The following is a 21,981-nucleotide window of genomic DNA, read 5'->3' on the forward strand; positions in this document are numbered from 1 at the left end:
GTTCGCAGCACCAACGAGCTTAAAGGCTGACCGATAACCCCTGTGGTGAGCGGGCTTGCCCGCGCTGGGCTGCGCAGCAGCCCCTAACCAGACGCTGAGTTCCAACAGAAGGATCCCGGCGTGCGGCGTATATCGGCGTCATCTTTTGTATCAAAGACCCTGTAAGATACGCCGCACTTAGCCAGGGATGCTCACCATGTTCGATTCGCTCAAAGCCATCAGCCGTCGTGTTGTCGGCGTGTTTCTGACCGTGGTGGGGGCCGTTTTCGGCCAATGGCATCCTCCGCTGTGGCTGCGGGCTATCGGCCGTGGCGTGGCGAAACTGGGCGCTAAAGCCCGCGCTTACCCGCGCCAGACGGGTGCCGGGTTGCTCGGGCTGGTGCTGCTCACGGCGGCTGGCTTCTACGGCTGGCACTGGTATTCCAACCTGCCGCAGCCACACACCGCGAGCTACTCGTTGCACAAACCCAACCTGACTGACTACACCCAGCCCACGCCGGTTGTGGATAACTTGCAGGTGCGTTTCGCCGAATCCGTGGCGCCGCTTGCTGCCATTGGCAAGCCTGTTACCGAGGGCATTACCCTCAAGCCTGAGGTCGCAGGCACCTGGCGCTGGGCAGATGACCGCAGCCTGTTGTTCGTGCCGGAAAAAGACTGGCCCATCGACGCCCATTACACCCTCGATCTGGCCAAGAAAAACCTGCTGGCAGACGGCGTATTGCTGGATCAGTACAGCACCCAGTTCTCCACCCAACCGTTCCGCGCCACCCTGGCCGCCAACGAGTTGTACCAGGATCCATCCAACCCGACGCTGAAACAGCTGGTGGCGACCTTCCGGTTTTCCCACCCGGTGGATGAAGACAACCTACGCAAGCGTGTAACCGTGACCCTCGGCAAAGGCCTGGCCTACCGCGACGCCCAGTTGCCCAATCGCCCGGAAATCACCTTCGACGAGAAGAAGCTCAACGCCTACGTACGCTCCGCCGCCCTGGCCACCCCGCTGGAAAGCACCCCGGTCAGCGCCAAGCTCGACGAAGGCATCAAGGCCCGCGACGGCGGCAATGCCAGCGCCGCGCCATTGGTGGCCGAAGTCACCGTACCCGGCCGCTATCGCCTGACCTTTTCCGGCGCCGAAGTCCGCTTTGTGGATAACGAACGCGCCGAGCCAGAACCGGTGCTGATGTTCAGCAGTTCCAGCGCGGTAGCCGATGACACCATCGCCGGTAAGGTCCAGGCCTGGTTGTTGCCAGAAAAAGCCCAGGACGACACGCGCCCTTACACCACCAATGAGATCGACGACGCCCTGCTCGCCCGCAGCACCAAGGTCAACCTGACCCACGTGCCCAGCGTCGAACCGCTGAACACCCTGCATGCCTTCAAGTTCAAGGCCCCGGCCGGTCGTGCGCTGTATGTTCGCGTGCCCGCCAACCTGGAAGCCATTGGCGGTTATCTGGCAAAAAATCCTACGGCGTCGCTGGTGAGCATGCCGGCGTATCCGCGCACCTTGCAGTTCCTGTCTGACGGCGCCCTGCTCAGCCTTACCGGTGAAAAACGCTTGGGCTTCATGGCCCGTGGCGTGCCCGGCGCCCACGTGGAAATCGCCCGCCTGTTGCCCAACCAGTTGCAGCACCTGGTGGACCAGAGCAGCGGCAGCTTTGCGCGACCGAACTTCGGCAATGAGTACTTCGATCGCATGGTCGAGCGTCAGTCCCTGGACATTGCGCTGTCATCCAATGACCCGGCCAAAACCGTCTACGACAACGTGGACTTGAGCCACTACCTCACCGCCAACGGCGGCCGTCGCGGCATTTTTGTGCTCAAGCTCAGCCCACAGGATGAGCCGGCCGAGCGTACCTTCGACTACGACCGCAGCAGCACCAGTGACCTGCGGTTTATCGTGGTGACCGACCTCGGCATCATCGCCAAACGCTCCAGCGATGGCAGCCATGACGTGTATGTGCAGTCCATCGGCAATGGTTCTCCGGTGGCCGACGCGCAGGTCGACATCATCGGGCGCAACGGCTTGCCGGTTAGCAGCGGCCACACCGACGGCGAAGGCCATGTGCATTTCGCCAAGCTGGATGAACTGCGCCGTGAGAAAACGCCGCTGATGTATGTAGTCAGTCGCGGTAATGACCAGTCGTTCCTGCCGATTGCCCGTCAGTCTCAGCAGCTGGATTTGTCGCGCTTCGATGTAGGCGGTTTGGAAGAAGACGGTGCGATTGATCGCCTCAGCGCCTACCTGTTTACCGACCGCGGCCTGTACCGGCCTGGCGAAACTGCTCACTTGGGCATGATCGTGCGCAGCGGCAACTGGAAAGGCGCTCTGCAAGGCCTGCCGGTGGAGCTGCAAATCACCGATCCACGGGGTCTGGAAGTGATTCGCCAGCCGCTGAAGCTGTCCGCCAGCGGGTTTGAAACCTTTGATTTCCCCAGCAGCGAAGTCGCCCCCGCCGGGGACTACACCGCGACTTTGCAGTTGATTGGCCAGAAACAGACCCGCACCGACCTGGGCAGTGTCAGCTTCAAGGTCCGCGACTTCGAGCCGGACCGCATGAAAGTCAGCCTGAGCCTGCATGACACGCCGGTACCGGGCTGGATTGCGCCGGACCAGGTGGTGGCCAAAGTCACCGCCATGCACCTGTTCGGCGCCCCGGCGTCGGGCCGTCGCGTCACGGCGAAAATGTCCCTGAGCCCGACGCTCGCGGCCTTTGACCGTTACCCCGATTACCGCTTCCGCCTCAATGATTCCCTGGAAGACGCCAGCACCGAAGACCTGGCCGAAACCACCGTCGACGATAACGGCCAGGCGGTACTCGACCTCAACCTGCAACGTTTCGCCAACAGCACGTATCGCCTGCAAGTGATGACCCAGGTGTTTGAGGCCGAAGGTGGCCGCAACGTCGCAGCGCAAAGTGCCTTGCTGGTGTCGTCCGCGCCCTACCTGGTGGGTGTGAAAAGTCAGGACTCGCTGTCGTACGTTGCCAAGGATGCGCCACGCCAGGTGCAGTGGATGGCCGTCGCGCCAGACCTTTCGCCGCTGGCGGTGGATGGCCTGACCAGCGAAGTGGTCGAGCACCGTTATGTGTCGGTGCTGGTGAAGCAATCCAACGGTACCTACAAGTACGAGTCGCGCATCAAGAACATCAGCCAACCGGCCTCACCGCTGGTGATGACCAAGGACGGCGCCAAGCAGACCCTGAACACCGGCGCACCAGGGGATTTCACCCTGCAAGTGAAGGACGCCAACGGCAACCTGCTCAACCAGATCGACTACAGCGTGGCCGGGCGCGGCAACACCTCGCGCTCCCTGGAGCGTAACGCCGAGCTGCAGCTGCGCCTGGATAAACGCAGCTACGCCACCGGTGATGAGATCGCCATCAGCATTCGCGCGCCGTACACCGGCGCGGGCTTGATCACCATCGAGCGCGATAAGGTCTACACCCAGCAATGGTTCAAGGCTGACAGCACCAACAGCGTGCAACATATCCGCGTGCCTGCAGGGCTTGAGGGCAATGCCTACGTTAACGTGCAGTTCGTGCGGGACATCGGCTCGTCCGAGGTTTATATGAGCCCGCTGTCCTATGGCGTGGTGCCGTTCAGCATCAACCTGGATGCGCGGCGCATGGCGCTGAAGGTCGAAGGCCCGGCGAAGATCGAGCCGGGGCAGACCCTGGATATCAAGGTCAACGCCGACCGGCCGGGTCGCGCAGTGGTCTACGCGGTGGACGAAGGCATCCTGCAAGTAGCGCGCTATCAGACGCCGGATCCGCTGGGTTTCTTCTTCCAGAAACGTGCACTGGAGGTCGGCACCAGTCAGATTCTTGACCTGATCCTGCCGGAATTCAGCCGCCTGCTCAGTGGGGCAGCGCCCGGTGGCGATACGGAAGGCGCCCTGGCCAACCATCTCAACCCGTTCAAGCGTAAACATCAGCCGCCGGTGGCCTGGTGGTCCGGGCTGGTGGATTTGCCGGCCGGTGAGACCGTGCTGCATTACCAGGTACCGGACAGCTTCAACGGCAAGTTGCACCTGTTTGCCGTTGCGGTGGATACCGACAGTGTGGGCGTCAGCGAGGCGACGACCGACGTGCGCGGGCCGATCGTGATCACGCCCAACGTACCGGCCTTTGTGGCGCCAGGGGATGTGTTCACTGTCAGCACCGGGGTGTTCAGCAACCTCGACGCCGCAGCGCAGGTGAAGTTTGAGGTGCAGACCAGCGCCGGCCTCGTGGTACAGGGCGACAAGGGCAGCACGCTGTCGCTGCAACCACGCAAGGAAGGCACTGCCGAGTTCAAGATCAAGGTCGGCGACACGCTCGGGTCGGCGGACCTGCGTTTTGTTGCGGTGCTGCCGGATGGCAAGCGGATCCAAGTGGCAGAAACCACCTCGATCCGGCCCTTGAGCGAACACCGCGTGGCCCTGAGCCTGGGGCGTTTCGACAGCGCCAGCAAAGAGCTCAAGCCCACACGTGAACTGTTCAGCAAACTGCGTGATGTGCAACTGGGCGTGGCCGCCTCGCCGCTGGTATGGGCCAACGGCCTCAAGCATTACCTGGATGACTACGGCTATGTGTGCACCGAGCAATTGGTGTCCAAGGCCATGCCGGCCTTGATCTGGGGCGGCACCGCACCCGAGGCTGAGCAAGCCTTCAACAGCGCGGTGCGCATGTTGCGCCAGCGTCAGAACCAGGCCGGTGGCTTTGGTTTGTGGGCGGCCAACCCGGACGTGGCGCCGTACGCCAGCCTGTACGCAACCGACTTCCTGATCGAAGCCAAGGAGCGCGGGCTGCCGGTACCGGAAGATCTGCTGGTACGGTCGAATGCGTATCTGACAGACCTGGCCAACGGCCCGAGCGAAGGCTTGTCGGAATTGCGCAACCGCGCCTACGCCAGTTACCTGCTGAGCCGTCAGGGGATTCTGGTGAGCGGCGCGCTGAGCGACATCCGCGAGCGCTACGAAAGTTACTTCAAGGACAGCTGGCAGAACGACCTGGGCGCCGCCTATCTGGCAGCCAGCTACAAGCTGCTCAAGCAGGATCGTCAGGCCGATACGCTGTTTCGCAAAATCCCGTGGCGTTCTCTGGTGGATAAGTGGGACAGCGACGGTTTGTACTACGACCCACTCGTGCACGACGCCGAACACTTGCACCTGCTGGCGCGCCACTTCCCTGAACTGATGGATGACGTGCCCACGGCGCTGCTGGACAAGCTTGGCAAACGCCTCAATGAGCAGCGCTACAACTCGCTGTCGGCAGCCTTGTTGCTGCGCGCCCTGGACAACTATGGTCAGCGTGCGCAAAGCGACATGACCCTCAAGGCCACCGCCTGGCTGGGCGACAAGCAGCAACAATTGCTGGAGATGGCCGGCCAGCCACCGCGCGCCGCCGTACCGGGCGCCACGCAGAAGCTGGTCATGGAAAAATCCGACGGCCCTGCGGCGTTCTACATGCTCAGCGAAGCCGGTTTTGATAAGGGCACCAAGCTCAAAGCCATCAGCAATGGCCTGGAAATCATCCACGAATACCTCGACCTCAAAGGCGAGCCGGTGAGCAAGGTGGCAGTGGGCGACGAGTTCCTGGTGCGCCTGCGCCTGCGCGCCACCGACCGTGATCAAGTGCAGCAAGTGGCTGTGGTTGACCTACTGCCGGGTGGCGTCGAGCCTGTGTATAACTTGCCGCCGGAGCCGGAAGCCGCGAGCAGCGAGGAAAGCGAGGGCGAGGAATCCGAGTACGTAGAAGCCAGCGAAGAAGAAGCCGACACCTGGCAAGCCCCCATCGGCGAGACCGAGTTGAGCAACTGGCAGCCGGACTACGTGGATGTGCGGGATGATCGGGTGGTGTTGTACGGCACTGCGCTACGTGATGTAGGCACTTTCGTGTACCGCGTGCGCGCCACCAATGCAGGCACGTTCAACACGCCACCGGCCTACGCCGAAGGTATGTACGAAACCACCCTGCAAGGGCGTGGCAAAGTAGGCCAGCTTGAAATTACCAAGCCTTAAACGCCTGGCGCCGCTGCTGGCCGCAGCGGCGCTACTGGCGGGGTTGCGGCTGTGGCCCCATACGCCGCTGGAACAGGCCGTCACGTCCTCCAGAGTGGTATTGGCCGACGACGGCTCGCTGCTGCGCATGACCTTGGCCCAGGACGGCCAATATCGCCTGTGGCTACCGCTGGAGCGTATTTCGCCTTCATTGCTTGAGGCCCTGCTGCTCAAGGAAGACCGCAATTTCTACTGGCACCCTGGGATCAATCCCCCGGCGTTGCTGCGGGCGGCCATGGCCACCTACAGCGGCGGCCAGCGCCAGGGCGGCTCGACCTTGAGCATGCAACTGGCGCGGCGCCTGTGGGACCTCAACACCCGCCAGGTGCCCGGAAAATTGCAGCAAATGGCGTTGGCGCTGTGGCTGGAGGCGCGCTACAGCAAGCACGACATCCTTGAGGCGTACCTGAACCTGGCGCCCATGGGCGGCAATATTGAAGGTGCCGAAGCGGCCAGCCGCATTTACTTCGGTAAAGCGGCGGCGCAGTTATCGTTGTCCGAAGCCTTGGCGTTGGCAGTGATCCCGCAACAGCCGGGCCGGCGGGCGCGCTTCGGGCCTTCGCTGCAAAACGCCCGGCTGCGCCTGATGGCTGACTGGCGCGAGACTTATCCACAAGACCTGCGCAATGACAGTCTGCTGGACTTGCCCCTGGAAGCGCGCAATCGCCAGCAGATTCCTTTTTTGGCGCCGCACGTGAGCGAACAACTGCTGGCATCCCAAGCCGGTAACGAATTGAACAGCACCCTCAATCTGCCTTTGCAGCAATTGCTGGAGCGTCTGAGCAGCGGGTTTATCGCCGAACGGCGCAGCACCGGTGTGGAAAACGCCACGGCGATCCTGATCGACAGCCGCGACCAGAGCGTGAAGGCGTTGGTGGGCTCGGCGGACTACCTATCCACAAGCATCCATGGGCAGGTCAATGGCGTGCTGTCACGGCGCTCGCCGGGGTCAACGCTCAAGCCGTTTCTCTACGGGCTGGCGCTGGACCAAGGGGTGATCCACCCCATGAGCATCCTCAAGGACTTACCGAGTAACTTCGGCTACTTCCAACCGGAAAACTTCGACGGCAGTTTTGTCGGGCCACTGACGGCGCGGGATGCGTTGATCCGTAGTCGCAATATTCCGGCCGTGTGGCTGGCAAGTCAGGTCAAGTCGCCGTCTCTGTACGGTTTGCTGCAACGCGCCGGCATCAAAGGCCTGCGCGACGAAAGCCATTACGGCCTGGCCCTGGCACTGGGTGGTGGCGAGATGACCCCGGAGGAGCTGGCGCGGCTGTATGTGATGTTAGCGGGAGACGGGCATTTACGGCCGTTGCGCTACTTGCAGGAACAGCCGCAAACCACCGGCGCGCAACTGCTCACGCCCCAGGCGGCCTTTATGGTACGCGACATGCTGCGGCGCAACCCGCGTCCCGATGGTCTGCCAGGCCGCCATTGGCGCACCGCCTGGAAAACGGGCACGTCATGGGGTTTTCATGATGCGTGGAGCGCCGGTCTGGTTGGCCCGTATGTGCTGGTGGTGTGGGTGGGTAATTTCGATGGTCGGCCGAACCCGGCGTTTATTGGCGCCAAGACGGCCGCGCCGTTGTTCTTCCGCATTGCGGACGCGTTGCCCCTGGCCTTGCCCAACGTCGCGATCAAAGCCGACAAGCCGCCCGCCGGGCTGGTGCGCATCGATATCTGCGCCGCCTCCGGCGAGCTGCCCAACCGCTGGTGCCCGCAAACCCGCAAAACCTGGTACATCCCCGGCGTCTCGCCGATTCGTGTGTCCAACCTGCACCGCCCGGTGCTGATCGACACGCGTACCGGCAAGGCCGCATGCCCGCCATTCGATCCGCAATACACGCGAGAGGAAATCTTCGAATTCTGGCCCAGCGACGTGCAACGCCTGTACCGCGCTGCCGGCCTGCCCCGCCGCACGCCGCCCAGCGTGATGAAAAACTGCCAACCCAACCGCATCACCGACCAGAGCGAAGCGCCGCAGATTCGCTCACCGCTGACCCAGGTGAGCTACCAACTGCGCCTGTCCCAACCCCAGGAAAGCATCCCGCTGAACGCCAACGCCGCCAGCGATGCGGCGACCCTGTACTGGTTCGCCGACCAGACCCTGATCGGCCAGGGCCCACCGCAAGCCACGCTGAACTGGCGGCCGGGCAAGTCGGGGGAATATCGGTTGCGGGTCAGTGATGATCAGGGGAGGAGTGCGAGTCGGGGGTTGCGGGTGGAGTTTGTGCCTTAGGAGCGGCGCTCACCTTCAGCAAGCTCAACATAGTTCGACTCCCCGCCCCCGGTAGCACCCAACAACCAACCCCATACAAAGCTCAGTCTGGTAAGCCCAGACTTATCCACAGCCACCGTGCCTCGCGACCATCCGGACAGCAGCTCACCGTCCAGCGTCAGGCATTGAAACAGCAGCTCAATGGTGTCGGCACCGGTGACGCGACCGACTTGCGTCCCCATGCGGATTCGGCCGCCTTGGTAGGTGCTGGAAATGGCATCGCCGTCGACAAGGTAATGAAACACCGTGCCGGTACCGGAAAGGCCATGGGTGTTGCTGGCGACGGCAAACCGGCGATTGTGCAAAAGCTCGCCGGGTTGGGGAAAGGAAGAAGGGGTCAACGTAGCGTCCTTGCGTTGAAACCTGGAGGCCGCGGGAGCCTCCAGGTACGTGGGGTGTTACTCGACTGTCACCGATTTGGCCAGGTTGCGCGGCTGGTCAACGTCGGTGCCCTTGAGCACGGCCACGTAGTACGACAGCAGTTGCAGCGGGATGGTGTAGAGGATCGGCGACAGGGTGTCGTTGATGTGCGGCATGTTGATGACGTGGGTGCCTTCAGCGTTGGTCATGCCAGCTTTCTCGTCGGCGAATACCACCAGTTGGCCGCCACGGGCGCGTACTTCCTGCAGGTTGGATTTGAGTTTTTCCAGCAGTTCGTTGTTCGGCGCCACGGTGACTACTGGCATGTCGTCATCCACCAGGGCCAGGGGGCCGTGTTTGAGCTCGCCGGCTGGGTAGGCTTCGGCGTGGATGTACGAAATTTCCTTGAGCTTGAGGGCGCCTTCCATCGCCACCGGGTATTGCGCGCCACGGCCGAGGAACAGGGTGTGGTTCTTGTCGGCGAATAGCTCGGCGACTTTCTCTACCACGCTGTCCATGGCCAGGGCTTCGCCCAGGCGGGTCGGCAGGCGGCGCAGTTCTTCCACCAAGGTGGCTTCGACGCCTTCGGCCAGGGTGCCGCGCACTTGGCCCAGGGACAGGGTCAGCAGCAACAGGCCGACCAGCTGGGTGGTGAAGGCTTTGGTGGAAGCCACGCCGATTTCGCGACCAGCCTGGGTCAGCAGGGTCAGGTCGGACTCACGCACCAGCGAGCTGATGCTGACGTTGCAGATCGCCAGGCTGGCGAGGAACCCCAGCTCCTTGGCGTTGCGCAGGGCGGCAAGGGTGTCAGCGGTTTCGCCGGACTGGGAGATGGTCACGAACAGGGTGTCGGGCTGCACCACCACCTTGCGGTAGCGGAATTCGCTGGCGACTTCGACCTGGCAAGGGATGCCGGCCAGTTCTTCCAACCAGTAACGGGCAACCATACCCGCGTGGTAGCTGGTGCCGCAGGCGACGATCTGCACATTGCGCACTTTGGCGAACAGCTCGGCGGCTTGTGGGCCGAATGCGTTGACCAGCACTTGGTGCTGGCTCAGTCGACCTTCCAATGTGCGTTGGACCACGGCCGGTTGCTCGTGGATTTCCTTGAGCATGAAGTGACGATATTCGCCTTTGTCGGCGGCTTCGGCACCGTCACGGTATTGCACAGCTTCGCGTTCGACGGAGTTGCCGTTCACGTCCCAGATCGCCACGCTTTCGCGGCGGATGTCGGCAATATCGCCCTCTTCCAGGTACATGAAGCGGTCAGTCACCTGGCGCAGGGCCAGTTGATCGGAGGCGAGGAAGTTTTCCCCCAGGCCCAGGCCGATCACCAGCGGGCTGCCACTGCGGGCGGCAACCACGCGGTCGGGTTGGCTGGCGCTGACCACGGCCAGGCCATAGGCGCCGTGCAGTTCCTTGACCGTGGCCTTGAGGGCGGTGGTCAGGTCGCTGTGGTCCTTGAGCTTGTGGTTGAGCAGGTGGGCGATGACTTCGGTGTCGGTGTCCGAGGTGAACACGTAGCCCAGGCTCTTGAGTTGCTCACGCAACACTTCGTGGTTTTCGATGATGCCGTTGTGCACCACGGCCAGGTCGCCGGAGAAGTGCGGGTGGGCGTTGCGTTCGCACGGCGCACCGTGGGTGGCCCAACGGGTGTGGGCGATACCCAGGCGGCCGACCAGCGGCTCGCCGGCCAGGGCCTGTTCCAGCTCGCTGACCTTGCCTGGGCGACGCATGCGCTCAAGCTTGCCGGCGTTGCTGAAGACGGCCACACCGGCGCTGTCGTAGCCACGGTATTCCAGGCGCTTGAGGCCTTCGATCAAAATCGCGGTCACGTTACGTTCGGCGACTGCGCCTACAATTCCACACATGGTGCTTCTCCTAGATGATTGCCGCGCATATCAGCGTAATGCCGCGGGCTTGGATCTGGTCGCGGGCCTCAAGCGGCAGGCGATCATCGGTGATAAGGGTATGGACGCTGCTCCAGGGCAGTTCCAGGTTGGGAATCTTGCGACCGATCTTGTCGGACTCGACCATCACCACCACTTCACGGGCGACCTCGGCCATCACGCGGCTCAGGCCCAGCAGTTCGTTGAAGGTGGTAGTACCGCGCTGCAGATCGATGCCGTCGGCCCCGATGAACAGTTGATCAAAGTCGTAGGAACGCAAAACCTGCTCGGCAACCTGGCCCTGGAACGAGTCCGAGTGGGGGTCCCAGGTGCCGCCGGTCATCAACAGCACTGGCTCATGTTCCAGTTCGCTCAAGGCGCTGGCCACGTGCAGGGAGTTGGTCATCACCACCAGGCCGGGCTGGTGGCCGAGTTCCGGAATCATGGCGGCGGTAGTACTGCCGCTGTCGATGATGATGCGGGCGTGTTCGCGCAGACGCATCACCGCCGCACGGGCAATGGCCCGCTTATGGGCCGAGACCGGTTGAGCGGCATCGCCGACCAGTTCCTGGGGCATGGTGATTGCGCCACCGTAGCGGCGCAGCAGGAGGCCGTTGCTTTCGAGGGCGGCCAGGTCCTTGCGGATGGTCACTTCCGAGGTTTCGAAACGTTTGGCCAGTTCGTCCACGCTGACTTCGCCCTGTTCATTGAGCAAGGCCAGGATGTTGTGGCGTCGTTGGGGTGTATTTCGTTTCGACATGGTGATGATAAGTTTCGTTTCGAAAGATAACGAAGGCAATCAAAACCTATTGCCAAGATATCGTCAAGCGTCGAGACCAAATTTTTCGAACAACACACGACAAATGTGGGAGGGGGCTTGCCCCCGATAGCAGTGTGTCAGTCGGTACATAAGCTGACTGATGCGCCGCCATCGGGGGCAAGCCCCCTCCCACATTGGAGCTAAGTTACCGGGGGATGTGGATAACTCAGGTCTTTTTGATTTTGACCGGGCGTTTCCAGCCGTCGATATTGCGTTGGCGGGCGCGTGCTACGGCCAATTGGGACTTATCCACATCCTGATTGATGGTTGAGCCCGCGGCAGTGTTCGAACCATCGCCGATTGTCACAGGTGCAATCAGCGAATTATTCGAGCCGATGAATACGTCCTCACCAATCGTCGTCTGGTACTTGTTGGCGCCATCGTAGTTGCAGGTGATCGCGCCGGCGCCAATGTTGCTGCGAGCACCGATCACCGCATCACCCAGGTAGGCTAGGTGGCCGGCCTTTGCGTCGTCGCCCATTTTCGCGTTTTTCAGTTCGACGAAATTGCCGACATGCGCCCTGGCGCCCATCACCGTGCCCGGACGCAACCGTGCAAACGGGCCGGCGTCGCTGCCCTCGCCCATCACGGCACCGTCGATATGACTGTTGGCCTTGACCACCACGCCTTTACGCAAGGTGCTGTCCTTGATCACACAGTTCGGGCCAATCACCACGTCGTCTTCGATGATCACGCGACCTTCCAGGATCACGTTGATGTCGATCAGCACATCTCGGCCCACAGTCACTTCACCGCGCACGTCAAAGCGAGCCGGATCACGCAGGGTCACGCCGAGCGCCATCAGGCGACGGCCTTCGCGCAATTGATAGTGACGCTCAAGCTCTGCAAGCTGCTTGCGGTCGTTGGCGCCCTGCACTTCCATCGGGTCGTGGGGCTGTTCGGTGGCGACCAGCAGGCCATCACTCACGGCCATCTCGATGACGTCGGTGAGGTAGTACTCGCCCTGGGCGTTGTTGTTGGACAGGCGGCTCATCCAGTCAGCAAGCTTGTTGGCAGGGACGGCGAGAATCCCGGTATTGCCTTCGGTGATGGCGCGTTGGGCTTCGCTGGCGTCCTTGTGTTCAACGATGGCGGCGACCTTGCCGTCAGCATTGCGCACGATGCGCCCGTAGCCGGTGGGGTCGTCCAGTTCAACGGTGAGCAGGCCCATCTGGCCAGGCACTACGTGCTTGAGCAGGCGTTGCAGGGTTTCCACTTCGATCAGCGGCACGTCGCCATAGAGGATCAGTACCGTATCGGCGGTGATGAACGGTACGGCTTGCGCGGTGGCGTGGCCGGTGCCCAGTTGCTTGTCCTGCAATACGAAATTCAGGTCGTCCGCGGCCAGGCGCTCACGCACGGCATCGGCACCGTGGCCGATCACCACGTGGATGCGTTGCGGGTCCAACTGCCGGGCGCTGTGGATAACATGGCCAAGCATGGAGTTGCCGGCCACCGGGTGCAGCACCTTGGGCAGGGCTGAACGCATGCGGGTGCCCTGGCCTGCGGCGAGAATGACGATTTCAAGAGACATGAATGGCTACCAATCCTGGGCGGTCCGGGTTCAGACCAGAGAAGTGTTTTGCTAAAAAAGAAAAAGGGTAGCCGAGGCTACCCTTTTTAATCAATCGCGCTTGAAGCATTGCGGCTAGGCCGCTTACTTCTTGCGGATCTGCTGGAGCGTGCGCAGCTGGGCTGCAGCCTCGGCCAGACGTACAGCAGCAGCGCTGTAGTCGAAGTCCGCACCCTTTTCGTTCAGGGCCTTCTCGGCAGCCTTGACGGCTTCCTGAGCGGAGGCTTCATCCAGGTCGCCAGCACGTTGCACAGTGTCGGCAAGTACCTTGACCATGTTCGGCTGAACCTCAAGGAAACCACCGGAGATGTAAAACACCTCACGTTCCCCGCCTTGCTTGGTCAGAGTGATCGGACCTGGCTTCAAGCTGGTGATCAACGGCGCGTGGCCCATGGCAATACCCAGGTCACCGAGTTCGCCGTGTGCAATCACCATTTCTACCAGACCGGAGAAAATTTCCCCTTCCGCGCTGACGATATCGCAATGGACTGTCATAGCCATCTGATTGCCTCAACCTGATGAGCGCCCGTTTCCGGGCGCCTGGATTACAGTTTCTTGGCTTTCTCGATCGCTTCTTCGATGCCGCCGACCATGTAGAACGCTTGTTCTGGCAAGTGGTCGTAGTCACCGTTGAGGATGCCTTTGAAGCCAGCAATGGTGTCTTTCAGGGAAACGTATTTACCCGAAGCACCGGTGAAGACTTCAGCCACGAAGAACGGCTGCGACAAGAAGCGCTGGATCTTACGAGCACGGTTTACCAACTGCTTGTCGGCTTCCGACAGCTCGTCCATACCCAGGATCGCAATGATGTCCTTCAGTTCTTTGTAACGCTGCAGCACGTACTGAACGCCGCGAGCGGTGTCGTAGTGCTCCTGGCCGATCACGTTCGGGTCCAGCTGGCGCGAAGTCGAGTCCAGTGGATCGACCGCTGGGTAAATACCCAGGGAAGCGATGTCACGGGACAGAACGACGGTGGCGTCCAAGTGGGCGAAGGTGGTCGCTGGCGATGGGTCGGTCAAGTCATCCGCAGGTACGTATACCGCTTGGATCGAAGTGATCGAACCTTCCTTGGTCGAAGTGATACGTTCTTGCAGAACGCCCATCTCTTCAGCCAGGGTCGGCTGGTAACCTACTGCAGAAGGCATACGGCCCAGCAGTGCGGATACTTCAGTACCGGCCAAGGTGTAACGGTAGATGTTGTCGACGAACAGCAGAACGTCGTTACCTTCGTCACGGAACTTCTCGGCCATGGTCAGGCCAGTCAGTGCTACGCGCAGACGGTTACCCGGCGGCTCGTTCATCTGACCGTAAACCAGTGCCACTTTGTCCAGAACGTTGGAGTCCTTCATCTCGTGGTAGAAGTCGTTACCCTCACGGGTACGCTCACCCACACCGGCGAACACGGAATAACCGCTGTGCTCGATGGCGATGTTACGGATCAGTTCCATCATGTTTACGGTCTTGCCTACACCGGCACCACCGAACAGACCGACTTTACCGCCTTTGGCGAACGGGCAAACCAGGTCGATAACCTTGATGCCGGTTTCCAGCAGGTCGTTGCCGCCAGCTTGTTCCGCGAACGAAGGTGCTGGACGGTGAATGCCCCAACGCTCTTCGGTGTCGATCGGACCCGCTTCGTCAATCGGGTTGCCCAGTACGTCCATGATCCGGCCCAGGGTCGCTTTACCGACCGGTACGGAAATGGCAGCGCCAGAGTCGATAACGTCCAGACCGCGCTTCAAGCCTTCGGTGGAACCCATCGCAATGGTACGAACTACGCCGTCGCCCAGCTGCTGCTGAACTTCCAGAGTAGTTTCCGCGCCTTGTACTTTCAGCGCGTTGTAGATGCTCGGTACGCTGTCGCGTGGAAATTCCACGTCGATAACGGCGCCGATGATTTGAACGATACGTCCGCTACTCATAGCTGGATCCTCTGAATATTTGAACCGTTAAACCGCGGCAGCGCCGCCGACGATTTCCGAGATCTCTTGGGTGATCGCAGCCTGACGCGCCTTGTTGTAGATCAGCTGCAAATCGCTGATCAGATCACCGGCGTTATCGGTAGCGTTTTTCATCGCGATCATCCGCGCCGCTTGTTCAGCTGCGTTGTTCTCGACCACCGCCTGGTACACCTGCGACTCCACGTAGCGCACCATCAAGCCGTCAAGCAGCTCTTTGGCGTCTGGTTCGTAGAGGTAGTCCCAGTGGTGCTTGAGTTCCTGATCCGGAGTCGCCACCAGTGGAATCAATTGCTCCACGGTTGGCTGCTGGGTCATGGTGTTGATGAACTTGTTGGATACCACGGACAGGCGGTCAATCCGGCCTTCCAGGTACGCATCCAGCATCACCTTCACACTGCCGATCAAATCATTGATCGACGGCTCTTCACCCAGGTGGCTGATAGCTGCAACGACGTTACCGCCGAAGTTGCGGAAAAAGGCCGCACCCTTGCTACCAACGACACACAGATCGATCTCGACGCCGTTTTCGCGGTTTACCGCCATGTCCTTGACCAGGGCCTTGAACAGGTTGGTATTCAAACCACCGCACAAACCACGGTCACTGCTCACTACCACATAACCCACACGCTTAACTTCGCGGTCGATCATGAACGGGTGGCGGTATTCCGGGTTGGCGTTGGCCAGATGCCCAATTACCTGGCGGATACGCTCCGCATAAGGACGGCTAGCAGCCATGCGCATTTGTGCCTTGCGCATTTTGCTGACCGCCACTTTTTCCATGGCGCTGGTAATTTTTTGCGTGCTTTTGATGCTCGCAATCTTACTGCGAATCTCTTTTGCGCCTGCCATGTAACACCTATCAGGTTAGCAAGCGGGAGCCTTGCGGCTCCCGCTGCGGCTTACCAGGTTTGGGTGGCCTTGAACTTCTCGATACCGGCTTTCATGCCAGCGTCGATATCGTCATTGAAGTCACCCTTCACGTTGATCTTCGCCATCAATTCGGCGTGATCGCGGTTGAAGTAAGCAATCAGCGCTTGTTCAAAGCTGCCGACCTTGGCGATTTCAACGTCGGTCAGGAACCCACGCTCAGCGGCATACAGCGACAACGCCATGTCAGCGATCGACATTGGGGCGTATTGCTTCTGCTTCATCAGCTCGGTAACGCGCTGACCATGCTCAAGTTGCTTACGGGTCGCTTCGTCCAGGTCAGAAGCGAACTGGGCGAATGCCGCCAGTTCACGGTACTGAGCCAGAGCGGTACGGATACCACCGGAGAGCTTCTTGATGATCTTGGTCTGAGCGGCACCACCCACACGGGATACCGAAACACCGGCGTTCACTGCAGGACGGATGCCCGAGTTGAACATGGCCGATTCCAGGAAGATCTGACCGTCGGTGATGGAAATCACGTTGGTCGGAACGAACGCGGAAACGTCGCCAGCCTGGGTTTCGATGATCGGCAGTGCGGTCAGGGAACCGGTTTTGCCGGTCACTGCGCCGTTGGTGAACTTCTCTACGTACTCTTCCGAAACGCGGGATGCGCGCTCCAGCAGACGGGAGTGGAGATAGAACACGTCGCCTGGGTAAGCTTCACGGCCTGGTGGACGGCGCAGCAGCAGGGAGATTTGGCGATAAGCCACTGCCTGCTTGGACAGATCGTCATAAACGATCAGCGCGTCTTCACCGCGGTCGCGGAAGAATTCACCCATGGTGCAACCGGAGTACGGTGCCAGGAATTGCAGCGCAGGAGATTCCGAAGCACTGGCAGCCACGATGATCGTGTTGGCCAGGGCGCCGTTTTCTTCCAGCTTGCGAACCACGTTGGCGATGGTCGATTGTTTCTGACCAATAGCTACGTAGACGCAGAAAATGCCGCTGTTTTTCTGGTTGATGATCGCGTCGATTGCCAGAGCGGTTTTACCGATCTGACGGTCACCGATGATCAGCTCACGCTGGCCACGGCCGACAGGAATCATGGCATCGACAGCCTTGTAGCCAGTCTGTACAGGCTGGTCTACCGACTTACGCCAGATCACGCCCGGAGCAACTTTCTCGACCGCGTCGGTCTCGGTGTTGCCCAGTGGACCTTTGCCGTCAACAGGGTTACCCAGTGCGTCGACTACGCGACCCAGCAGTTCCTTACCAACCGGAACTTCCAGGATGCGGCCTGTGCACTTGGCGCTCATGCCTTCAGCCAGACTGGTGTACGCGCCCAATACAACGGCACCTACGGAGTCTTGCTCCAGGTTGAGGGCCATACCGTAGACGCCGCCCGGAAACTCGATCATCTCGCCGTACATTACGTCGGCCAGACCGTGAATCCGCACGATGCCGTCAGATACGCTGACGACAGTGCCTTCGTTACGGGCTTGGGAGGTCACATCGAGCTTGTCGATGCGGCCCTTGATAATTTCACTTATTTCGGAAGGATTGAGTTGCTGCATTGCTCTGCTGCCCCTTCAAACTCAAGATTTCAATGCTTCGGCAAGATTCGCGAGTTTGCCGCGAATCGAGCCATCGATAACCAGGTCGCCGGCGCGAATGACAACACCCCCAATGAGGGATGGGTCTTCCGCAACTTGCAGGCGCACTTCCCGGTCGAGTCGTGCACTGAGAACCTTGGCGAGTTTGTCTTGCTGTTCTTGGTTCAATGCAAAAGCACTGGTCACTTCAACGTCTACCGATTTCTCTTGCTCGGCCTTGTACAGGTCGAACAGAGCGGCAATCTCCGGCAGAAGCAGGAGACGGTCGTTTTCGGCAATGACGTTGATGAAGTTCTGTGCCTTCACATCAAACTTGTCGCCGCACACTTCAATAAAAGTGGCGGCCTTGTCTGCGCTCGTCAGTCGCGGGGCCTTGAGCACGCGCTGCATGGTGTCGTCTTGCGACACTGCTGCAGCCAGGCCGAGCATGGCTGACCAAGAGGCCAGCTGCTGGTGGGCCTGGGCGTGCTCGAAGGCTGCCTTAGCGTAAGGTCGGGCCAACGTGGTCAATTCTGCCATGATCGCCCTCGCTTAAATTTCAGCAGCCAGTTTGTTAACCAGCTCCGCGTGCGCGTTTTGATCGATTGTGGCACCCAGGATCTTCTCAGCACCGCCAACGGCCAGAGCACCCAGTTGGGCACGCAGCGCGTCTTTGACACCGTTCAGTTCCTGCTCGATCTCGGCCTGAGCCTGAACCTTCACACGGTCAGCGTCGATACGGGCTTTTTCAACAGCCTCTTCAACGATCTGGTTACCGCGTTTCTTGGCTTGCTCAATGATTTCGGCTGCTTGAGCTTTCGCTTCGCGCAGTTGTTGACCCGCTTTATCTTGGGCCAACTCCAGGTCGCGAGCTGCTCGTGCTGCAGCGTCCAGTCCATCCGCGATCTTCTTCTGACGTTCGTGCAGAGCTGCGATGACCGGAGGCCATACGAACTTCATGCAGAAAACGACAAAAATCAAGAACGCTAAGGACTGACCAATAATGGTTGCATTAATGTTCACGCCAATACCTCGCTCATTCGTTGCACAACACACCAATCACTCGAAAAGACGAGTGATTAACCGGCGAGTTGACCAACGAAAGGGTTCGCGAAGGTGAAGAACAGAGCGATACCAACACCGATCATGGTCACGGCGTCGAGCAGGCCGGCGACGATGAACATTTTAACTTGCAGCATTGGAACCATTTCTGGCTGACGCGCTGCGCCTTCCAGGAACTTGCCGCCCAGCAGGCCGAAACCAATGGCAGTACCCAGGGCGCCCAGGCCGATCAACAGTGCAACAGCGATAGCGGTTAGACCAACTACAGTTTCCATCTTTCCTCCCGACTTTTACGTCGTATGGTTTAGGTTTTTTAGATTTTAAAGCGGTAAAACAAATCGTTTCATAGCCCTGTCGGGCCACCTTCCCGTTTCACCGGGAAGGACATCAGACTAGTCGAGACTGGTCTTAATGGTTCTCTTCGTGCGCCATCGACAGGTAGACGATGGTCAGCATCATGAAGATGAAGGCCTGCAGGGTGATGATCAGGATGTGGAACACAGCCCACGCCCACTGCAGAACAATGCCCAGGCCGCTAAGCCAGAGCAGGCCGCTGCCGAACATCACAGCGATCAGAATGAACACCAGCTCGCCGGCATACATGTTGCCGAACAGTCGCAGAGCCAGGGAAATCGGCTTGGCGATCAGGGTCACGAATTCCAGCAGGAAGTTCACCGGGATCAGCAGGGCTTGAACGAAGATGTTCTTGCTGCCGAACGGGTGCAGGGTCAGTTCGCCGATGAAGCCGCCGATGCCCTTGATCTTGATGCTGTAGAAAATGATCAACGCAAATACCGACAGGGCCATGCCCAGGGTAGCGTTAGGGTCAGTGGTCGATACGGCACGGAATGGAATGTGCGGATCGCCGGAAATCGCCATGGCCAACTGAGGAATCCAGTCAACCGGGATCAGGTCGACGGCGTTCATCAGGAACACCCAGACGAAGATGGTCAGCGCCAGCGGTGCAATCACCGGGCTACGGCCATGGAAGCTGTCTTTCACGCTGCCATCGACGAATTCGACCAATACTTCAACGAAGTTCTGCAAAGCACCTGGCTGACCCGAAGTCGCCTTCTTTGCCGCCATGCGGAAAATCAGGACGAAGATCAGACCCAGTGCGACCGACCAACCCAGAGTGTCCAGGTGGAAAGCCCAGAAGCCCATTTCTTTGGCTTCTGCTGCGGAGTGGGCAAAGCCCCAGCCGCCGTTGGGAAGCTGACCGAAGGTCAGGTTCTGCAAGTGGTGCTGGATATAGCCCGAAGCGGTTGTTTCTGCCATGGTTGCCTCAAACGCCCTAAGGTTTCGAAAGTCTTGTTTTCATTAGCAGGGGAGCGAACCAGCTGACCAGTTGGGTCAACACGAAGACGCCGAATACAGCCAGCGGCGCCAATGGCTTCACACCTGCAAAGGTCAGTGCAAACAGCACTGCCGTCAAAATCAGTTTCCCTGCCTCGCCAGCATAAAAAGACCGGACGATAGCCTGGGCTGCTCGGGCGCCGGAAAACCGAAAGGCCCTGTGAGCAAAATACATATTGGGCAGCAAGGCTATCAGGCCTCCGCAGAGTCCTGAATATCCGGCTACGACTCCATGCCAGTACCAAAGCGCCAATGCGGCGATCAGCAAGATGACAAATTGAGCCAATAAAACCGGAAAAACGGCCAAGCGATGGAACGGCAACGTGTTTGGCGTGCGGGTTTCCATCACTCTTGCTCCTCAATGGTCGGCTGCCGGAAATCAATAACTTGGCATAATTTGTGCCGACAAAATGCGCGCAGAGTATAGGGGCGGTTCTGCCCCTATTCAACTGCCGGGTAGTGATTTCCGATCACGCGCTACATAAGCAAATGTTTCAGCGGATGTGGGCAAGGACGCCCTGAAGCTCATCGAGGGAGTTATATCCGATCACCAATTGGCCTTTGCCCTTCTTGCCGTGGCGAATCTGCACCGCAGAGCCCAGGCGTTCGGCCAGGCGTTGCTCAAGACGCGCGATATCCGGATCAGGTTTGGCGGTTTCGACCGGTGCAGGTTTGCCACTGAGCCACTGGCGAACCAGCGCTTCAGTCTGACGAACGGTGAGCCCTCGTGCGACAACGTGTCGCGCCCCTTCAACTTGTTGATTTTCCGGCAACCCGAGCAAAGCACGGGCATGACCCATTTCCAGATCGCCATGGGACAACATAGTCTTGATGACTTCCGGCAATGCGATCAGGCGCAGCAAGTTGGACACGGTGACGCGGGATTTGCCCACCGCGTCGGCCACTTGTTGCTGGGTCAACTGGAATTCCTGCTGCAGACGCTGCAATGCGATCGCCTCTTCGACCGGATTGAGATCTTCACGCTGGATGTTCTCGATCAACGCCATGGCGATGGCGGTTTCATCCGGCACATCACGCACCATCGCAGGGATGGTCTCTTTGCCGGCCTGCTGGCTGGCACGCCAGCGACGTTCACCGGCAATAATTTCAAAACGACCACCGCCAATCGGACGCACCACGATCGGCTGCATCACGCCCTGGGCCTTGATCGAGTTGGCCAGTTCTTCCAGCGCCTGTGGATCCATGTCCCGGCGTGGCTGGTATTTGCCGCGCTGGATCAGGTCCAGGGGCAAGTGCTGCAGCTCGCGCTCGTCGGCCTGCACCGCTTGTTCTTCAAGCGATGTGACGGTCGGACCACTCAACAGTGCATCCAGTCCACGTCCGAGACCTCGTTTCTTGACGGCCATGGGGATTCCTTAAGTTGGCTGGGCTGCAGCGGTGCGAGAGTTGCGGCGTTGGCGGCGAACCATCTCGCCGGCCAGAGCCAGGTAGGCAATGGCGCCACGGGACGATTTGTCGTACGCCAACGCGGGCATCCCATAGCTTGGCGCTTCGGCCAAACGAATGTTGCGCGGGATCACGGTGTCGTAAAGCTGCTCGCCGAAGTGTTCCTTGAGCTGTGCCGACACATCGTTCATCAGGCTCAGGCGCGGGTCGAACATGGTGCGCAGCAAGCCTTCGATCTGCAGGTTCGGGTTGAGCAACTCGGCGATCCGCTTGATGTTATCCACAAGGTCGCTCAAACCTTCCAGCGCGTAGTACTCGCACTGCATGGGGATAATCACCCCATCGGCCGCCACTAACGCGTTGAGTGTCAGCATCGACAGCGACGGTGGGCAGTCGATCAAGATGTAATCGTAGTTCTCGCGGATCGGCGCCAAGGCGCTGCGCAGACGGCTTTCTTTCATCTGCATTTCCAACAGCACCACTTCCGCCGCGGTCAAATCGCGGTTGGCCGGCAGCAGTTGATAACCGCCGTGTTCGGAATAGTGCATGGCCTGGGCCAGGTCGCACTCGCCGATCAGCAAGTCATAGACCGAGTTTTCCAGGCCGTGTTTATCCACACCGCTACCCATGGTGGCGTTGCCCTGTGGATCGAGATCGATCAACAGCACCCGGCGCTTGGTCGCGACCAGGGATGCTGCGAGGTTGATGCAGGTGGTGGTTTTGCCCACGCCACCTTTCTGGTTCGCTATCGCGAATACCTTAGCCATTCTTGC

17 protein-coding genes are annotated in these 21,981 nt (G+C 60.0%); 2 read left to right on the plus strand and 15 right to left on the minus strand.

What is annotated here, in order from left to right:
• The first annotated feature begins 196 nt into the window (after window positions 1–196).
• Window positions 197–6,001 carry an alpha-2-macroglobulin gene (locus AB3G88_RS28395; RefSeq protein WP_480452646.1) on the plus strand — a complete coding sequence of 1,935 codons (5,805 nt, stop codon included), beginning with the start codon at window positions 197–199 and terminating at the stop codon, window positions 5,999–6,001.
• Window positions 5,982–8,279 carry a penicillin-binding protein 1C gene (gene pbpC, locus AB3G88_RS28400; RefSeq protein ID WP_480452648.1) on the plus strand — a complete coding sequence of 766 codons (2,298 nt, stop codon included), beginning with the start codon at window positions 5,982–5,984 and terminating at the stop codon, window positions 8,277–8,279. Before AB3G88_RS28395 ends, pbpC begins: the two co-directional genes overlap by 20 nt.
• Here the strand turns inward: pbpC and AB3G88_RS28405 are convergent.
• The 15 genes from AB3G88_RS28405 to AB3G88_RS28475 all read right to left on the minus strand — a co-directional run bounded on the left by AB3G88_RS28405 (window position 8,276) and on the right by AB3G88_RS28475 (window position 21,975).
• Window positions 8,276–8,659: an avidin-fold protein gene (locus AB3G88_RS28405; protein ID WP_480452650.1), complete on the minus strand. Its 384-nt coding sequence runs from the start codon at window positions 8,657–8,659 to the stop codon at window positions 8,276–8,278. The genes pbpC and AB3G88_RS28405 overlap by 4 nt on opposite strands.
• A gap of 57 nt (window positions 8,660–8,716) precedes the next feature.
• On the minus strand, window positions 8,717–10,549 hold the full coding sequence (glmS, locus tag AB3G88_RS28410; protein WP_099586129.1) for a glutamine--fructose-6-phosphate transaminase (isomerizing): 1,833 nt from the start codon (window positions 10,547–10,549) through the stop codon (window positions 8,717–8,719).
• 10 nt (window positions 10,550–10,559) lie between these two features.
• On the minus strand, window positions 10,560–11,327 hold the full coding sequence (locus AB3G88_RS28415) for a DeoR/GlpR family DNA-binding transcription regulator (protein WP_099586130.1): 768 nt from the start codon (window positions 11,325–11,327) through the stop codon (window positions 10,560–10,562).
• 226 nt (window positions 11,328–11,553) lie between these two features.
• Window positions 11,554–12,921, minus strand: coding sequence for a bifunctional UDP-N-acetylglucosamine diphosphorylase/glucosamine-1-phosphate N-acetyltransferase GlmU (gene glmU / locus AB3G88_RS28420; protein ID WP_480452652.1), 1,368 nt, complete (start codon window positions 12,919–12,921; stop codon window positions 11,554–11,556).
• A 123-nt stretch (window positions 12,922–13,044) separates the two neighbouring features.
• Window positions 13,045–13,461, minus strand: a complete 417-nt coding sequence (locus tag AB3G88_RS28425) for a F0F1 ATP synthase subunit epsilon (protein WP_032885166.1) — start codon at window positions 13,459–13,461, stop codon at window positions 13,045–13,047.
• 44 nt (window positions 13,462–13,505) lie between these two features.
• Entirely contained in the window at window positions 13,506–14,882 is a 1,377-nt protein-coding gene (gene atpD, locus AB3G88_RS28430) for a F0F1 ATP synthase subunit beta (protein ID WP_003177062.1), read from the minus strand.
• 27 nt (window positions 14,883–14,909) lie between these two features.
• On the minus strand, window positions 14,910–15,770 hold the full coding sequence (gene atpG, locus AB3G88_RS28435) for a F0F1 ATP synthase subunit gamma (protein WP_010565870.1): 861 nt from the start codon (window positions 15,768–15,770) through the stop codon (window positions 14,910–14,912).
• A gap of 50 nt (window positions 15,771–15,820) precedes the next feature.
• Entirely contained in the window at window positions 15,821–17,365 is a 1,545-nt protein-coding gene (gene atpA, locus AB3G88_RS28440; protein WP_003177064.1) for a F0F1 ATP synthase subunit alpha, read from the minus strand.
• A 21-nt stretch (window positions 17,366–17,386) separates the two neighbouring features.
• Window positions 17,387–17,923 (minus strand): F0F1 ATP synthase subunit delta, encoded by a 537-nt coding sequence (locus tag AB3G88_RS28445; RefSeq protein WP_017528669.1) that lies wholly within the window; start codon window positions 17,921–17,923, stop codon window positions 17,387–17,389.
• Window positions 17,924–17,935: 12 nt separating this feature from the next.
• A complete protein-coding gene (locus tag AB3G88_RS28450; RefSeq protein ID WP_008439543.1) occupies window positions 17,936–18,406 on the minus strand; it encodes a F0F1 ATP synthase subunit B in 471 nt (156 codons plus the stop codon).
• Between the two features lie 56 nt (window positions 18,407–18,462).
• Complete coding sequence (atpE, locus tag AB3G88_RS28455) at window positions 18,463–18,720, minus strand: F0F1 ATP synthase subunit C (RefSeq protein ID WP_002555987.1); 258 nt, start codon at window positions 18,718–18,720, stop codon at window positions 18,463–18,465.
• Between the two features lie 133 nt (window positions 18,721–18,853).
• A complete protein-coding gene (atpB, locus tag AB3G88_RS28460) occupies window positions 18,854–19,723 on the minus strand; it encodes a F0F1 ATP synthase subunit A (protein WP_017736231.1) in 870 nt (289 codons plus the stop codon).
• 16 nt (window positions 19,724–19,739) lie between these two features.
• Window positions 19,740–20,147: a F0F1 ATP synthase subunit I gene (locus AB3G88_RS28465; RefSeq protein WP_010565865.1), complete on the minus strand. Its 408-nt coding sequence runs from the start codon at window positions 20,145–20,147 to the stop codon at window positions 19,740–19,742.
• 148 nt (window positions 20,148–20,295) lie between these two features.
• Window positions 20,296–21,168, minus strand: coding sequence for a ParB/RepB/Spo0J family partition protein (locus tag AB3G88_RS28470; protein WP_017135124.1), 873 nt, complete (start codon window positions 21,166–21,168; stop codon window positions 20,296–20,298).
• Window positions 21,169–21,177: 9 nt separating this feature from the next.
• Window positions 21,178–21,975, minus strand: coding sequence for a ParA family protein (locus tag AB3G88_RS28475; protein WP_032885161.1), 798 nt, complete (start codon window positions 21,973–21,975; stop codon window positions 21,178–21,180).
• Window positions 21,976–21,981 lie beyond the last annotated feature (6 nt).

It is taken from the genome of Pseudomonas arvensis, from assembly GCF_056688935.1.

Coding starts and splice junctions, on each gene's coding strand:
- atpA (WP_003177064.1), bottom strand. CDS start 17,365: ATGCAGCAACTCAATCCTTCCGAAATAAGTGAAATTATCAAGGGCCGC.
- AB3G88_RS28445 (WP_017528669.1), bottom strand. CDS start 17,923: ATGGCAGAATTGACCACGTTGGCCCGACCTTACGCTAAGGCAGCCTTC.
- glmS (WP_099586129.1), bottom strand. CDS start 10,549: ATGTGTGGAATTGTAGGCGCAGTCGCCGAACGTAACGTGACCGCGATT.
- AB3G88_RS28415 (WP_099586130.1), bottom strand. CDS start 11,327: ATGTCGAAACGAAATACACCCCAACGACGCCACAACATCCTGGCCTTG.
- AB3G88_RS28470 (WP_017135124.1), bottom strand. CDS start 21,168: ATGGCCGTCAAGAAACGAGGTCTCGGACGTGGACTGGATGCACTGTTG.
- AB3G88_RS28475 (WP_032885161.1), bottom strand. CDS start 21,975: ATGGCTAAGGTATTCGCGATAGCGAACCAGAAAGGTGGCGTGGGCAAA.
- atpE (WP_002555987.1), bottom strand. CDS start 18,720: ATGGAAACTGTAGTTGGTCTAACCGCTATCGCTGTTGCACTGTTGATC.
- AB3G88_RS28465 (WP_010565865.1), bottom strand. CDS start 20,147: ATGGAAACCCGCACGCCAAACACGTTGCCGTTCCATCGCTTGGCCGTT.
- atpD (WP_003177062.1), bottom strand. CDS start 14,882: ATGAGTAGCGGACGTATCGTTCAAATCATCGGCGCCGTTATCGACGTG.
- glmU (WP_480452652.1), bottom strand. CDS start 12,921: ATGTCTCTTGAAATCGTCATTCTCGCCGCAGGCCAGGGCACCCGCATG.
- atpG (WP_010565870.1), bottom strand. CDS start 15,770: ATGGCAGGCGCAAAAGAGATTCGCAGTAAGATTGCGAGCATCAAAAGC.
- atpB (WP_017736231.1), bottom strand. CDS start 19,723: ATGGCAGAAACAACCGCTTCGGGCTATATCCAGCACCACTTGCAGAAC.
- AB3G88_RS28395 (WP_480452646.1), top strand. CDS start 197: ATGTTCGATTCGCTCAAAGCCATCAGCCGTCGTGTTGTCGGCGTGTTT.
- AB3G88_RS28425 (WP_032885166.1), bottom strand. CDS start 13,461: ATGGCTATGACAGTCCATTGCGATATCGTCAGCGCGGAAGGGGAAATT.